The 13410-nt window shown below is 71.4% G+C and carries 12 protein-coding genes and 1 pseudogene; 8 read left to right on the top strand and 5 right to left on the bottom strand.

Going from position 1 to position 13410, the window contains the following annotated elements:
• Positions 1 to 182 precede the first annotated feature (182 nt).
• From ACQEXA_RS45080 to ACQEXA_RS45065, 4 genes are all read right to left on the bottom strand, one after another.
• Positions 183 to 1292 (bottom strand): acyl-CoA dehydrogenase family protein, encoded by a 1110-nt coding sequence (locus tag ACQEXA_RS45080; RefSeq protein WP_432925187.1) that lies wholly within the window; start codon positions 1290 to 1292, stop codon positions 183 to 185.
• Entirely contained in the window at positions 1289 to 2470 is a 1182-nt protein-coding gene (locus ACQEXA_RS45075) for an acyl-CoA dehydrogenase family protein (protein WP_432925188.1), read from the bottom strand. Before ACQEXA_RS45075 ends, ACQEXA_RS45080 begins: the two co-directional genes overlap by 4 nt.
• Positions 2467 to 3438 carry an NADPH:quinone oxidoreductase family protein gene (locus tag ACQEXA_RS45070; protein WP_432925190.1) on the bottom strand — a complete coding sequence of 324 codons (972 nt, stop codon included), beginning with the start codon at positions 3436 to 3438 and terminating at the stop codon, positions 2467 to 2469. The genes ACQEXA_RS45075 and ACQEXA_RS45070 overlap by 4 nt, the downstream gene beginning before the upstream one ends.
• A 202-nt stretch (positions 3439 to 3640) precedes the next feature.
• Positions 3641 to 4213, bottom strand: coding sequence for a helix-turn-helix domain-containing protein (locus ACQEXA_RS45065; protein WP_432925192.1), 573 nt, complete (start codon positions 4211 to 4213; stop codon positions 3641 to 3643).
• 91 nt (positions 4214 to 4304) lie between these two features.
• Here ACQEXA_RS45065 and ACQEXA_RS45060 point away from each other — a divergent pair, with 91 nt between their 5' ends.
• The 8 genes and pseudogenes from ACQEXA_RS45060 (at position 4305) to ACQEXA_RS45025 (ending at position 12078) form a co-directional block, all read left to right on the top strand.
• Positions 4305 to 5240, top strand: a complete 936-nt coding sequence (locus tag ACQEXA_RS45060) for an NAD(P)/FAD-dependent oxidoreductase (RefSeq protein ID WP_359391359.1) — start codon at positions 4305 to 4307, stop codon at positions 5238 to 5240.
• 29 nt (positions 5241 to 5269) lie between these two features.
• Positions 5270 to 6808: an ATP-dependent DNA ligase gene (locus ACQEXA_RS45055; protein WP_432925195.1), complete on the top strand. Its 1539-nt coding sequence runs from the start codon at positions 5270 to 5272 to the stop codon at positions 6806 to 6808.
• The gene (locus ACQEXA_RS45050) at positions 6805 to 7275 is read left to right on the top strand and encodes an NUDIX domain-containing protein (RefSeq protein WP_432925197.1); all 471 of its coding nucleotides are present in this window, start codon (positions 6805 to 6807) and stop codon (positions 7273 to 7275) included. Before ACQEXA_RS45055 ends, ACQEXA_RS45050 begins: the two co-directional genes overlap by 4 nt.
• A 72-nt stretch (positions 7276 to 7347) precedes the next feature.
• Entirely contained in the window at positions 7348 to 8733 is a 1386-nt protein-coding gene (locus ACQEXA_RS45045) for an NADP-dependent succinic semialdehyde dehydrogenase (RefSeq protein ID WP_433132824.1), read from the top strand.
• 25 nt (positions 8734 to 8758) lie between these two features.
• A complete protein-coding gene (locus ACQEXA_RS45040) occupies positions 8759 to 8989 on the top strand; it encodes a DUF6213 family protein (protein ID WP_432925201.1) in 231 nt (76 codons plus the stop codon).
• Between the two features lie 197 nt (positions 8990 to 9186).
• A pseudogene (locus tag ACQEXA_RS45035) lies at positions 9187 to 10263 on the top strand (type III polyketide synthase); the annotation flags it as partial.
• A gap of 35 nt (positions 10264 to 10298) precedes the next feature.
• Positions 10299 to 11513 (top strand): cytochrome P450, encoded by a 1215-nt coding sequence (locus ACQEXA_RS45030; RefSeq protein WP_432925203.1) that lies wholly within the window; start codon positions 10299 to 10301, stop codon positions 11511 to 11513.
• Between the two features lie 7 nt (positions 11514 to 11520).
• Positions 11521 to 12078 (top strand): cupin domain-containing protein, encoded by a 558-nt coding sequence (locus tag ACQEXA_RS45025; RefSeq protein WP_359391344.1) that lies wholly within the window; start codon positions 11521 to 11523, stop codon positions 12076 to 12078.
• A 24-nt stretch (positions 12079 to 12102) separates the two neighbouring features.
• Here ACQEXA_RS45025 and ACQEXA_RS45020 read toward each other — a convergent pair whose 3' ends face one another.
• Positions 12103 to 13335 carry an acyl-CoA dehydrogenase family protein gene (locus tag ACQEXA_RS45020; protein WP_432925205.1) on the bottom strand — a complete coding sequence of 411 codons (1233 nt, stop codon included), beginning with the start codon at positions 13333 to 13335 and terminating at the stop codon, positions 12103 to 12105.
• Between the last annotated feature and the right edge of the window lie 75 nt (positions 13336 to 13410).

Below are 13410 nucleotides of genomic sequence, written 5' to 3'. Positions count from 1 at the left end.
CGCCTGTTCGAGGATGCGGCGCGGCTTCTTCCGCCCCGTCTCTGGGGGCCGGCCGTTCCCGAGCCGGTGGCCAAGTGGCGCGGTTCGGGCGGAAGTCGGCCGGCCCGCCGCCGCGCGTTCGCTTCCTCGGGGTTGCGGGCACGGGGAAGGCCCGCCCGGCGGCGGGCCTTCCCGAACGGGGTCTACGACGGCGGCTGGAGGTCGACCAGCCCTGCCAGCGCCTGCCGGTGGTCGCCGGCGGTCCCGTACGCGATCGAATCCGCCTTCGCCCGCTTCAGATACAGATGAGCCGGGTGCTCCCAGGTCATGCCGATGCCGCCGTGCAGTTGGAGGGCCTCCTCTGCGGCGTGGACGGCGACGGGCGCCGCGTACGCCGCGGCGACGGCCACCGCGATGTCGGTGTCGCCGTCGCCCGTGGCGAGCGCGTCCGCGGCGTTGCGCGCGGCCGCCCGCAGACTCGCCACCTCCAGCCACTGCTGGGCCAGGCGGTGCTTGAGCGCCTGGAACCCGCCGACGGCCCGGTTGAACTGCTTGCGCTCCTTCAGGTAGCGCACGGTCTCCGTCAGGCACCAGTCGGCGACGCCGAGTTGCTCGGAGGCGAGCAGTCCGGCTCCGGCGCGCAGGGCCCGCCGCACGGCCTCCGGTGCGTCCTCCGTGAGCCGGTGCCCGGCCGCCCCGTCGAAGGTGACGGTGGCGACCGGCCGGGTGAGGTCGAAGGACACCTGCGGGGTGACGGTCACGGCGGGCGTGTCCGTGGTGCGTACCGCGTACAGGGCTCCGTCCCCGGCCGGGACCAGCAGTACGTCGGCGGCGGCCGCGTCGGCGACCGCGGTCACCGTGCCGTGCAGAGTGCCGCCTTCCTGCTGTACGACGCCGTGCACGCCACCCGGCCGGGCGGACAGCCCGACCGCGAGCGCGGCCACGGTCCGCCCGGACGCCAGTTCCGCCAGCAGCTTCACGGCGTCCTCGCCCTCGCAGGCGAGCAGGGCCTCGGTCGCCACGACGGCGCTCGTGAGATACGGAACCGGGGCGACCGCGCGTCCCAGCTCCTCCAGCACGACGGCGGCTTCGCGGTGGGAGGCGCCCTGGCCGCCCATGGACTCCGGCACGAGGAGCCCGGCGAGGCCCATGCTCTGCGCGAGCGCCTTCCACAGCGCGAGGTCGTGCGGGGCGTCCGACTCGACGCGCGCGATCACGGTGGCCGCGTCGCAGTGGTCCGTGAGGAGGTCGCGGACGGCCGAGCGCAGCGCCTCTTCCTCCTCGGAGTAGAGCAGGTCCGGCTGCGTCGTCATCGGGCCAGGTCCTTCCATGCGACGTCCTTGTCGGTGCGCGGCTCGGCGGGCAGGCCGAGGACCCGCTCGGCGATGATGTTCAGCAGCACCTCACTGGTCCCGCCCTCGATGCTGTTGCCCTTGGAGCGGAGGTACCGGTAGCCCGCCTCGCGGCCGGTGAAGTCGACGAGTTCGGGGCGGCGCATGGTCCAGTCGTCGTACAACAGGCCCTCCTCGCCGAGGAGTTCGACCTCCAGACCGCTGATCTCCTGGTTCAGCCGGGCGAAGGCCAGCTTCATGCCGGAGCCCTCGGGGCCGGGCTGGCCGGCGACGAGCTGCTGCCGCAGGCGCTCGCCGGTGAGCCGCGTGACCTCGGCCTCGACCCACAGCCGGAGCAGTCTCTGGTGCAGGTCGTGGGTGCGCAGTGCGGGGCGCTCGCGCCACGTCCTCGCGACCGGGCCGATCATGCCGCCCTCGCGCGGGATGCGCATACCGCCGATGGACACGCGCTCGTTCATCAGCGTGGTCTGCGCGACACGCCAGCCGTCGCCGATCTCCCCGAGCCGGCGGGAGTCGGGAATGCGGACGCCGGTGAGGAACACCTCGTTGAACTCGGCCTCGCCGGTGATCTGGCGCAGGGGCCGGACCTCGACACCGGGGTCGGTCATGTCGCAGATGAAGTAGGTGATGCCCTGGTGCTTGGGCACGTCCGGGTCAGTGCGGGCGATGAGGATGGCCCAGCGGGCGAGATGGGCGCTGGAGGTCCACACCTTCTGCCCGTTGACCACCCAGTCCTCGCCGTCCCTGACGGCCCGGGTGCCGAGCGCCGCGAGGTCGGAACCGGCGCCGGGCTCGCTGAACAGCTGGCACCACACCTCCTCGCCGGTCCACAGGGGCCTGAGGAAGCGCTCCTTCTGCTCCTCGGTGCCGTAGCGGAGGATCGTCGGCGCCGCCATGCCGAGGCCGATGCCGATGCGCCGCGGGTCGTTGTCGGGGGCGTCGGCGGCTCCCAGTTCGGCGTCCACGACGGCCTGGAGCGAGCGCGGGGCGCCGAGGCCGCCGAGGCCCTCCGGGTAGTGCACCCAGGCGAGTCCGGCGTCGAAGCGGGCCTTGAGGAAGTCGAGGCGGCCGGTGTCGGCAGGCGGGTGCGCGGCCAGCAACTCGCTGGTGCGGCGGCGCAGTTCGGCTGCGTCGGTCATGCGGCTGCTCCGTTCTCCGGTACGACCGCGATCCGGCCGGTGGTCACGCCGTCCGCGACGCGCTGGACGGCGGACGCGGCCTCGCCGAGCGGCACCCGCTCGCTCACCAGGGGCTTGACGGCGCCCCGGGCCGCCAGTTCGGTGAGCTGCTCGTGGCAGTGCTGGATCAGCTTCGGGTTCTTGGTGTTGTAGAGGCCCCAGTGCAGGCCGAGGATCGCGTAGTTCTTGATCAGGGCGTGGTTGAGCGCGGGGCTGGGAATGGACCCGCTGGCGAAGCCCACGACGACGATGCGCCCCTCGAAGGCGACGGTCTTCGCGGACTGTGCGTACGCCTCGCCGCCGACCGGGTCGTAGATCACATCGGCGCCCCGGCCGCCGGTGGCCTCCTTCACGGCCGCGACGACATCCTGCGCGCGCCGGTCGATCACGACGTCGCAGCCCAGTTCCCGGGCCACGGCGGCCTTGCCGGCGCCGCCGACGACACCGATGACGGTGGCGCCCGCCGCCTTGCCGAGCTGCACGGCCGCGCTGCCGACTCCTCCGGCGGCGGCGTGGACGAGCAGCGTCTCGCCCGCCTCCAGACGGGCCCGGCGGTGCAGGCCGAACCAGCCCGTCTGGTAGCCGATGTGCAGGGCCGCGGCCTCCGCGTCGTCGAGGGAGTCGGGGGCGGGCAGCACGGCCGCGGCATCCGCGAGGGTGTACTCGGCGAAACCGCCGTACGGCAGCGCGGGATTGGCGATCACCCGGCGGCCGTCCTCGGTCTCGCCGCAGATCTCCACACCCGGGGTGAACGGCAGTGGGGGCCTGACCTGGTACTGGCCGCGGCACAGCAGCGCGTCCGGGAAGTTGATGTTCGCGGCCCGCACCTTGAGCAGGACCTGGCCGTCGCCCGGCGTGGGCCGGTCCACCTCGTTCAGCCGCATCACCTCGCCCGGCTCGCCGTTCTCGTGCACTTGCCATGCCTGCATGCGGGGCCTCCAGCTTGTTCTGTTCGCCTCGGGAGCGCCTCGGCCGGTGCCGGGAGACCTCGCCCGCGCTCAGCCGGGGGACCCCGGGCTCTCTCGCCTCCGACGCGCCCCTTCGGCTCACATCGTGTCCGACCGGGCTCGGACGCATACTAAGCGGTCGCTTGCTGATCAGGGAACAGTCGCGCGCGTCACGGCGGAGGTGTCACGGACGGCTCGGCCGCGCCCGCACATGCATCCGCTCCCCCTGCGGCCCGAAGAGGCTGAGGAACTCCACCGGCCCCTCTCCCGTCGACCCGAACCAGTGCGGCACCCGTGTGTCGAACTCGGCCGCCTCACCCGCCGTGAGCACCACATCGTGCTCCCCCAGCACGAGCCGCAGCCGGCCCGAGAGCACATACACCCACTCGTAGCCCTCGTGTGTCCGCGGGTCCGGTTCGAGCTTCCGCTTCGGTTCGAGCACCTTGAAGGCCTGCAGGCCGCCGGGCTGCCGGGTGAGCGGCCAGTGTGTGCGCCCGTGCCGCACGATCGGCCTGGCCCGCACGCGCGGGTCGCCGACCGGCGGAGCACCCACCAGCTCGTCCAGCGGCACCTGGTGGGCCTGGGCGATCGGCAGCAGCAGTTCGAGGCTGGGCTTGCGCAGGCCGGACTCCAGGCGCGAGAGGGTGCTGACGGAAATGCCCGTCGCCTCGGCGAGCGCCGCCAGGGTCACCTCCCGCTCCTTGCGGATCCGCCGCAGGCGCGGGCCCACGTCGGCCAGAACGTCATCGGTGCTCATGGCCGTATTGTCGCGCGTCTTGCTGAATCGGCAAAGAAGTTTGTCGATTCGGCACCATCCGGGCGACCTTCTCCTCGGAGGTGGTCAACCCATGACCGAGAAGTACGAAGTGGTTGTCGTCGGAGGCGGCGCGGCCGGACTGTCGGCGGCTCTGGTCCTCGGGCGGGCACGGCGCCGCACGCTCGTGGTGGACGCCGGTGAGCCGCGCAACGCGCCCGCTGCCCATATGCACGGCTATCTGTCGCGTGACGGCATGCCGCCGGCCGAGTTCCTCGCCGTGGGGCGTGAGGAGATCGCCCGGTACGGCGTGGAGCTGGTCCGGGACCGTGCGGTGAACGCCGTCCGGGACGCGGACGGCGAGTTCGGCGTGACGCTCGCCTCGGGGCGGACCGTGCACGCCCGGCGTCTGGTGGTCGCGACCGGACTGAAGGACGAGCTGCCCGCGGTGCCCGGCGTCGCCGAGCGCTTCGGACGCGATGTGCTGCACTGCCCGTACTGCCATGGCTGGGAGGTGCGCGACCTGCCGTTCGGTGTGCTCGCCTCGACTCCGATGAGCGTCCACCAGGCCCTGATGGTCTCCCAGTGGTCGAAGGACGTGACCCTGTTCCTGCACACGGTCGCCGAGGACGACATCCCGGACCAGGACCTGCGCAGGCTCGCCGCCGCCGGGGTGGCGGTGGTGCCCGGTGAGGTCGCCGGGCTCGAGGTGGACGACGACCGGCTCACCGGGGTGCGGCTCGCGGACGGTACGGCCCACGAGCGCTCGGTGCTGTTCGTGGCGCCGCGTGCCGTGCCGCAGACCGCTCTGTTCGAGCAACTGGGCGCCGAGCTGAGCGAGACCCCGTTCGGCACCTATCCCGTGGTCGACGAGAGGGGTCTGACGACCGTGCCAGGTCTGTGGGCGGCGGGCAACGCCAGCGGGTTCGCCGAGCAGGTGGTGAACGCCGCCAGCCGCGGATACCGGGCCGGTGCCGCGATCAACGGCGAGCTGCTCATGACCGACCTGGACGCGACCGCGGGGGTGTAGACCGGGCCTCGTCGGTGCACCATGACTGCATGCTGCTGAGCCGGCTCGCCCGTGTGTCCCGGGAGGTCGCCGCCACGTCGGCGCGGTCCAGGAAGATCGCGCTGCTCGGCGAGCTGTTCCGGGCCGCCGATGCGGAGGACGTCCCGGTCGTCATCCCGTATCTGGCCGGGCGCCTGCCGCAGGGGCGGCTCGGCATCGGCTGGAAGCTGCTCGGTCAGCCGGTGGCACCCGCCGCCGAGCCGAGCCTCACCGTCCGTGACGTGGACGCCCGGCTGACCCGGATCGGTGGCGTCACCGGCACCGGCTCGCAGTCCGAACGCAAGCGGCTGGTCGGCGAGCTGATGGCGGCGGCCACCGAGGACGAGCAGCGGTTCCTGGTCGGGCTGCTCACCGGTGAGGTCCGGCAGGGCGCGCTCGACGCCCTCGCCGTCGAAGGGCTGGCCGAGGCGACGGGGGCGGATCCGGTGGACGTGCGCCGGGCCGTCATGCTCGCCGGATCGCTGCAGACCGTGGCGCAGACACTGCTCGAGCACGGGCCGGCCGCCCTGGACCGGTTCCGGCTCACGGTGGGCCGCCCGGTCCTGCCGATGCTCGCGCAGACCGCGTCGTCGGTCGCCGAGGCCGTGGAGAAGCTGGGCGCGTGCGCCGTCGAGGAGAAGCTCGACGGCATCCGTGTCCAGGTCCACCGGGACGGCGCCGAGGTCCGCGTCCACACCCGGACCCTCGACGACATCACCGACCGGCTGCCGGAGGTGACCTCGGCCGCCCTGGAACTGGCCGGCGAGCGGTTCATCCTGGACGGCGAGGTCATCGCCCTGGACGAGCAGGGACGGCCGCGCTCGTTCCAGCAGACCGCCGGGCGGGTCGGCTCCCGGGTGGACGTGGCGACCGCCGCCGCGGCCGTCCCCGTCTCCCCTGTCTTCTTCGACGCGCTGTCCGTGGACGGCCGGGACCTGCTGGACCTGCCGTTCCGCGACCGCCACGCCGAGCTGGCCCGGCTCGTACCGGAGCCGATGCGGGTGCGGCGCACGGTGGTGGACGGGCCCGGGGATGTCGCCGCCGCGGAGGACTTCCTCGCCGAGACCCTTGAGCGGGGCCACGAAGGCGTGGTGGTCAAGGCGCTCGCCGCCCCCTACGGCGCGGGCCGGCGCGGTGCCTCCTGGCTCAAGGTGAAGCCCGTGCACACCCTCGACCTGGTGGTGCTGGCCGCGGAGTGGGGCCACGGCCGGCGCACCGGCAAGCTCTCCAACCTGCACCTGGGCGCGCGCAACCCGGACGGCTCCTTCGCCATGCTCGGCAAGACGTTCAAAGGCATGACGGACGCGATGCTCACCTGGCAGACCGAGCGGCTGAAGGAACTGGCGGTGGACGACAACGGCTGGGTGGTGACCGTACGCCCCGAACTCGTGGTCGAGATCGCGTACGACGGACTGCAGCGGTCGAGCCGCTACCCGGCGGGCGTGACCCTGCGGTTCGCCCGGGTCGTGCGCTACCGGGAGGACAAGCGGCCGGAGGAGGCCGACACCGTGCGGACGCTGCTGGACGCCCACCCGGGCGTGGCACCGTGAGCGACCGGGCCAGGCGCAGCGCGGGTCTGCTGTTGTTCCGGCGCGGCGACCAGCATCTGGAGGTCCTGCTCGGTCATATGGGCGGCCCGTTCTTCGCCCGCCGCGACGCCGGGGCGTGGACGATGCCCAAGGGCGAGTACGAGCCCGGGGAATCCCCCTGGGAGGCCGCGCGCCGCGAGTTCCAGGAGGAGCTCGGGCTGCCGCCGCCCGAGGGGCAGGCCGTCTCTCTGGGCGAGGTGCGGCAGGCGGGCGGCAAGCTCGTCACGGCATGGGCGATCGAGGCGGACCTGGATCCCGCGATCATCGAGCCGGGCACCTTCACCATGGAGTGGCCGCCGAGGTCGGGGCGCCTGCAGGAGTTCCCCGAACTGGACCGCGTGGCGTGGTTCGCTCTGGACCGGGCCCGGGACGTGATCGTGAAGGCACAGGCCGCGTTTCTCGACCGGCTCGTGGAGCACTCGGGCTGAACACGGCCCGCGTTGCGGGAGTCACCGCCCCGCGGGAAGGTCGGAACAGACCCTGTTCTCAGGAGGTCAGCCATGCCCATCGCCACCGTGAACCCGGCGACCGGCGAGACGCTCAAGACGTACGACGCCCTGGGCGAGGAGGAGATCGAGCGCAGGCTCGCCGCCGCCGACGCCGCGTTCCACACGCACCGCACGACCACGTTCGCCGAACGGGCGCTGCGCATGCACAAGGCTGCCGACCTGCTCGACGAGGACCAGCAGCAGATCGCCCGCATCATGACCACCGAGATGGGCAAGCCGATCAAGCAGGCCCGCGCCGAGGCCGCGAAGTGCGCGAAGGCGATGCACTGGTACGCCGACCACGCCGAGGAACTGCTCGCCGACGAGGAGCCCGCCGAGCAGGACGTGAAGGACTCCGGCGCCTCCTGGGTGCTCGTGCGCTACCGGCCGCTCGGCCCGGTGCTCGCCGTGATGCCCTGGAACTTCCCGATGTGGCAGGTGGTGCGGTTCGCGGCACCCGCCCTGATGGCGGGCAACGTGGGCCTGCTCAAGCACGCCTCCAACGTCCCGCAGACCGCGCTCTACCTGGAGGACCTGTTCCGCCGGGCGGGCTTCGCCGAGGGCTGCTTCCAGACCCTCCTGATCGGCTCGGGTGCGGTCGAGCGGGTCCTGCGCGATCCGCGGGTCAAGGCGGCGACGCTCACCGGCAGCGAGCCCGCGGGCCGGTCCGTGGCCTCGGTCGCCGGTGACGAGATCAAGAAGACGGTCCTAGAACTGGGCGGCAGCGACCCGTTCGTGGTCATGCCGTCGGCGGACCTCGTCAAGGCCGCCGAGGTCGCGGTGACGGCGCGGGTGCAGAACAACGGGCAGTCGTGCATCGCGGCCAAGCGGTTCATCGTGCACGCGGACGTGTTCGACGCCTTCGCGGAGCGGTTCACGGCCAGGATGAAGTCGCTGAGGATGGGCGACCCGATGGAGGAGGACACCGAGGTGGGGCCGGTCTCCAGCGAGCGAGGCCGCGCCGACCTCGAGGAACTCGTCGACGACGCGGTCGGCGCCGGCGCGCGCGTGCTGTGCGGCGGCGAGCGCCCCGACGGGCCGGGCTGGTTCTACCCGCCGACGGTCCTGACCGACATCACCCCGGGGATGCGGATCCACCACGAGGAGGCGTTCGGGCCCGTCGCCACGCTCTACCGGGCCGCGGACCTCGACGAGGCGGTGGCCCTCGCGAACGACTCGCCGTTCGGGCTGAGTTCCAACGTATGGACGCACAACGGGATCGAGGTGGACCGCTTTGTGCAGGACCTTCAGGCCGGCGGGGTGTACATCAACGGGATGACGGCATCGCACCCGGCGTTCCCCTTCGGCGGCGTCAAGCGTTCGGGATACGGGCGTGAGCTGTCCGGGCACGGGATCCGCGAGTTCTGCAACATCACCACGGTATGGCACGGGGCGTGAGCGTTCCGCGGCTACGATCCGTTGTGTGAACCGCGATGTGACCCTGCCTCTGATCGTCGACGACCACGGCACGTTGCAGGTTGCTGCCGCGGACGTCAGCAAGCTCCTGCGCACGCTCGGCGGCCGGTGGCTGCGGCTGGTCGAGGCCGGTGAGGACGGGCTCGACGAGGACACGGTGGCAACGCTGACGATCGAACTCGCCAAGCTCGCGGACCGCATCGACGTGGCGTGCATCGCGCACAGTTCGCGTCGATGAGCCGCGCCGGGGGCGGCTTTGCGACCAGCATTTATCGCTTTGCGTAAGCGAACAATTACTGTGCGTTCGTCACTGAAGTGGAGTAGGCCGACGCGATATCCCCACGTCGCCGGGTGATCGTGGGTGGGCACCCCGCGTACGGGTGAACCCGCTTCCGCCGGGGGACCGCAAGTCCCCCGCCAAGGCGAAAGAAGGCGCGCTCCATGGCGACTCTGTGCAGACCCGCGGTCTCGGTTCCGGAATACGTGATCACAATGGAGGAGACGCTCGAACTGGCGCGCTCCCACCACCCTGACCACCCCCAACTCCCGCTGGCACTGCGACTGATCGAGAACACCGGGGTCCGCACCCGGCACATCGTGCAGCCCATCGAGGAGACCCTCAAACACCCGGGCTTCCAGGAGCGCAACAACCTCTACGAGGCGGAGGCGAAGGCTCGCGTCCCCGCGGTCATCCAGCGTGCACTGAGCGACGCCGAACTGCTGACCACCGACATCGACGTGATCATCTATGTGTCGTGTACCGGGTTCATGATGCCCTCACTGACCGCATGGCTGATCAACACGATGAATTTCAAGACCGACACCCGGCAGATACCCATCGCCCAGTTGGGCTGCGCCGCGGGCGGCGCCGCCATCAACCGGGCGCACGACTTCTGCACGGCCTACCCGGACGCCAACGCGCTGATCGTGGCCTGCGAGTTCTGTTCGCTGTGTTATCAGCCGACCGACCTGGGCGTCGGCTCCCTGCTGTCCAACGGCCTGTTCGGCGACGGCATCGCGGCCGCGGCCGTCCGCGGCAAGGGCGGCACCGGGATCAAGCTGGAACGCAACGGCTCGTACCTGATCCCCAAGACGGAGGAGTGGATCGCGTACGACGTCCGGGCCACCGGCTTCCACTTCCTGCTGGACAAGCGGGTTCCTACGACGATGGAACCGCTCGCCCCGGCGCTGCAGGGCCTGGCGCGCCAGCACGGCTGGGACGCCTCGGAACTGGACTTCTACATCATCCACGCGGGCGGCCCGCGGATCCTGGACGACCTGTGCAAGTTCCTGCAGGTCGCACCGGAGGCCTTCCGCTTCAGCCGGGCCACGCTCACCGAGTACGGCAACATCGCGAGCGCCGTCGTCCTGGACGCGCTGCGCCGGCTCTTCGAGGCGGGCGGCGCCGAGCACACGGCGCGCGGGCTGCTGGCCGGGTTCGGACCGGGCATCACCGCGGAGATGGCCCTGGGCCGCTGGCACATCGCCGGCAAGGGCACCAAGTCCGGATGACATGACGGGCGGCACAGGCAGGGAGGCGGCATGAGATGACCGAAGAGACGATCACCGGCGCCATGCCGCCGGTCCACCGGTGGCCCGCCGTCGACCCGACGGGCGTGGACTTCGACCCGGTCCTGACCGAGTTGATGCACGAGGGCCCGATCACCCGGATCCAGCTGTCCGACGGCAGGGGCTGGGCCTGGCTCGTGACCCGCTACGACGATGTGCGGACGGTCACGAAAGACCCTCGCTTCAGCCGCGAGGCGGTCCTGGACCGGCTGGGTACCCGGCCCGCTCCGCATCTGGTCCCGCCGCGGGGCGCGATCGGCTTCCTCGATCCGCCCGACCACAGCCGGCTGCGCCGGGCGGTGGCCGCGGCCTTCACGGCCCGCGGCGTGGAGCGGGTGCGCGAGACGTCACGGCGGATACTCGACGAACTCGTCGACGAACTCCTCCAGGACGGGCCGCCGGCCGATCTCGTCGCCGTCGTGCTCAGTCCCTTTCCCATCGCCGTGATCTGCGAGCTCATGGGCGTGCCGGCCGCCGACCGGCGGAACCTGCACACGTGGACCCAGCTCGTCCTCACCCCGGCGGACGGCCCGGCGGACAGTGAGCGGGCCAAGGCAGCGCTGCGGGCGTACTTCGCCGAGCTGATCCATGTCCGTGAGGGCAGCATCGACGAGGACGTCACCTCCCTGCTCGGAGCCGCCGTCGGCCGCGGCGAGGTGACGCTGGACGAGGCGGTGGGTCTCGCCGTCCTGCTCCAGGTCGACGGAGAGGCGGTCACCGAGAACAGCGGGCAGTTGTTCTACATCCTGCTGACCCGCCCCGACCTGGCACGGCGGCTGCGGGCCGAGCCGGAGATCCGGCCGCAGGCCGTGGACGAGCTGCTGCGCTTCATCCCGCACCGCAGCGCGGTGGGCTTGTCCCGCATCGCGACGGAGGACGTGGAGATCCAGGGGGTGCGGATCCGGGCGGGTGAGGCGGTCTACGTGTCGTATCCGGCCGCGAACCGCGACCCGAGCGTGTTTCCCGAGCCGGGGACGATCGACTTCGCGCGATACCCGAACGCTCATGTGACGTTCGGCTTCGGCCCGCACCACTGCCCGGGCGGGATGGTGGCCAGGCTGGAGTCCGGACTACTGGTGGACGCCCTCCTCGACCGGGTGCCGGGAATGCGGCTCGCGGTGCCGCCCGACCGGGTGCCGTTCAGCAAGGGCCCGTCGATCCGCGGGCCCGAGGCCCTGCCCGTGACGTGGTGAGCCGCTCATGACGACGACCGAGGGAGTAGTGCCCGCCGAGGGAGCGGGAGCCGTCGAAGGGCTGCTCGTGCCACCGGGCCACGGCCGGGTGGTGCGCACGCCGGCCCAGCACGTGACATTCAAGGTGACGGGCAGGCACTCGCGTACGGCCTCCACGTTCGAGGTCGTCGTGCCGCCGGGGTTCGACGTCGGCGCGCATCTGCACACACGCAGCGAGGAGCTGTTCTACGTGCTCGAGGGCGAGCTGGACGTGCTGGCCTTCGAGCCCCGCATCCGGACTCCCGACCACTGGCAGAAGTGGGAGTCCCGATCGGGCAGCCGGGTGGTACGGGCGACGCCCGGCACCGTCATCGTCGTGCCGCCGGGCTGCCCGCACGCCTTCGCCAACCCGACGGAGGCCCCGACGAAGATGCTCTTCCAGGCGTCCCCGCCTCCCGATCACGAACGCTACTTCGAGGAACTCCTCGAGATCCTCGGCGAGGACGGCCCGCCGGATCACGAGGCGATCGAAGAGCTGCGCAGGCGGTACGACATCGAGCAGCTGACGCCCCTGAAGCATCGTTGACCCGGGCCGCACCGCCCCCGCCGCCTAGCGAATGGGCATCCCCGCCAGCGTACGGGCGATCACCAGCCGCTGGATCTCGCTCGTCCCCTCGAAGATCGTGTAGATGGCCGCATCGCGGTGCATCCGCTCCACCGGGTACTCCCGCGTGTAGCCGTTGCCGCCGAGGATCTGTATCGCCTGGGCCGTGACCTTCTTGGCCGTCTCGCTCGCGAACAGCTTCGACATGGAGCCCTCGGCCGCCGTGAACTGCTTGCCGCTGATCGCCATCCACGAGGCCCGCCAGACCAGCAGACGAGCGGCGTCGATCTGCGTCCGCATGTCCGCGAGCTGGAAGGCGACACCCTGGTTGTCGATGATCGGACGCCCGAACTGCTCACGCGTCTTCGCGTAGTCGAGTGCCACCTCGTAGGCGGCCCGGGCGGTGCCCACGGCCATCGCGCCCACGGCGGGCCGGGACGCCTCGAACGTGGCCATGGCCGCGTTCTTCACCCTCTCCCCCGTCCCGCCCGCCTTCGCCTTCTCCCGGGCCCTGGCGAGCCGCTCGTCCAGCTTCTCCTTGCCGCCGAGCAGGCAGGAGCCGGGGACGCGCACGTTGTCGAGGATCACCTCGGCGGTGTGCGAGGCACGGATGCCGTGCTTCTTGAACTTCTGGCCCTGGGCGAGGCCGGGGGTGTTCGGCGGGACGATGAACGAGGCGTGGCCCTTGGAGCCCAGCTCCGGATCGACGACGGCGACGACGACGTGGACGTTGGCTATGCCGCCGTTCGTCGCCCAGGTCTTTGTGCCGTTGATCACCCACTCGTCCTTGGCCTCGTCGTACACGGCCCGGGTACGCATGGAGGCCACGTCGGAGCCGGCGTCGGGCTCCGACGAGCAGAAGGCGGCCACCTTGACATCGTTGACATCGCCGTACATCTTGGGGATCCAGGTGCCGATCTGCTCCTCGGTGCCGTTGGCGATGACGCCCACGGCAGCGAGGCCGGTACCCACGATGGAGAGCGCGATACCCGCGTCGCCCCAGAAGAGCTCCTCCATGGCCATCGGGATGCCGAGGCCTGTGGGATCGAAGTACTGCTGAGTGTAGAAGTCCAGGGAGTAGATTCCGACCTTCGCGGCCTCCTGGATGACCGGCCAGGGAGTCTCCTCACGCTCGTCCCATTCGGCGGCCGCGGGGCGGATCACATCGGCGGCGAAACCGTGCAACCAGTCCCTGACCTCCTTCTGTTCGTCGTTGAGCTCCATGGTGAACTCGGCCATGTCCCCTCCAGCACTGCGCTAGCGTGTTACTTGCGGTAACCGCAGTCTGTTACTCACCAGTAGGAAAGTCAACTC

Source organism: Streptomyces sp. CA-106110 (assembly GCF_050936285.1).
Lineage (GTDB): Bacteria > Actinomycetota > Actinomycetes > Streptomycetales > Streptomycetaceae > Streptomyces.
The sequence above is the reverse complement of the archived record's forward strand: the minus strand, read 5'-3'. Positions and strand labels throughout refer to the sequence as shown.

Excerpts from the sequence above, each read along its gene's own strand:
- ACQEXA_RS45080 (WP_432925187.1), bottom strand. The coding sequence starts at position 1,292 with ATGACGACGCAGCCGGACCTGCTCTACTCCGAGGAGGAAGAGGCGCTG.
- ACQEXA_RS45075 (WP_432925188.1), bottom strand. The coding sequence starts at position 2,470 with ATGACCGACGCAGCCGAACTGCGCCGCCGCACCAGCGAGTTGCTGGCC.
- ACQEXA_RS45070 (WP_432925190.1), bottom strand. The coding sequence starts at position 3,438 with ATGCAGGCATGGCAAGTGCACGAGAACGGCGAGCCGGGCGAGGTGATG.
- ACQEXA_RS45065 (WP_432925192.1), bottom strand. The coding sequence starts at position 4,213 with ATGAGCACCGATGACGTTCTGGCCGACGTGGGCCCGCGCCTGCGGCGG.
- ACQEXA_RS45060 (WP_359391359.1), top strand. The coding sequence starts at position 4,305 with ATGACCGAGAAGTACGAAGTGGTTGTCGTCGGAGGCGGCGCGGCCGGA.
- ACQEXA_RS45055 (WP_432925195.1), top strand. The coding sequence starts at position 5,270 with ATGCTGCTGAGCCGGCTCGCCCGTGTGTCCCGGGAGGTCGCCGCCACG.
- ACQEXA_RS45045 (WP_433132824.1), top strand. The coding sequence starts at position 7,348 with ATGCCCATCGCCACCGTGAACCCGGCGACCGGCGAGACGCTCAAGACG.
- ACQEXA_RS45030 (WP_432925203.1), top strand. The coding sequence starts at position 10,299 with ATGACCGAAGAGACGATCACCGGCGCCATGCCGCCGGTCCACCGGTGG.
- ACQEXA_RS45025 (WP_359391344.1), top strand. The coding sequence starts at position 11,521 with ATGACGACGACCGAGGGAGTAGTGCCCGCCGAGGGAGCGGGAGCCGTC.
- ACQEXA_RS45020 (WP_432925205.1), bottom strand. The coding sequence starts at position 13,335 with ATGGCCGAGTTCACCATGGAGCTCAACGACGAACAGAAGGAGGTCAGG.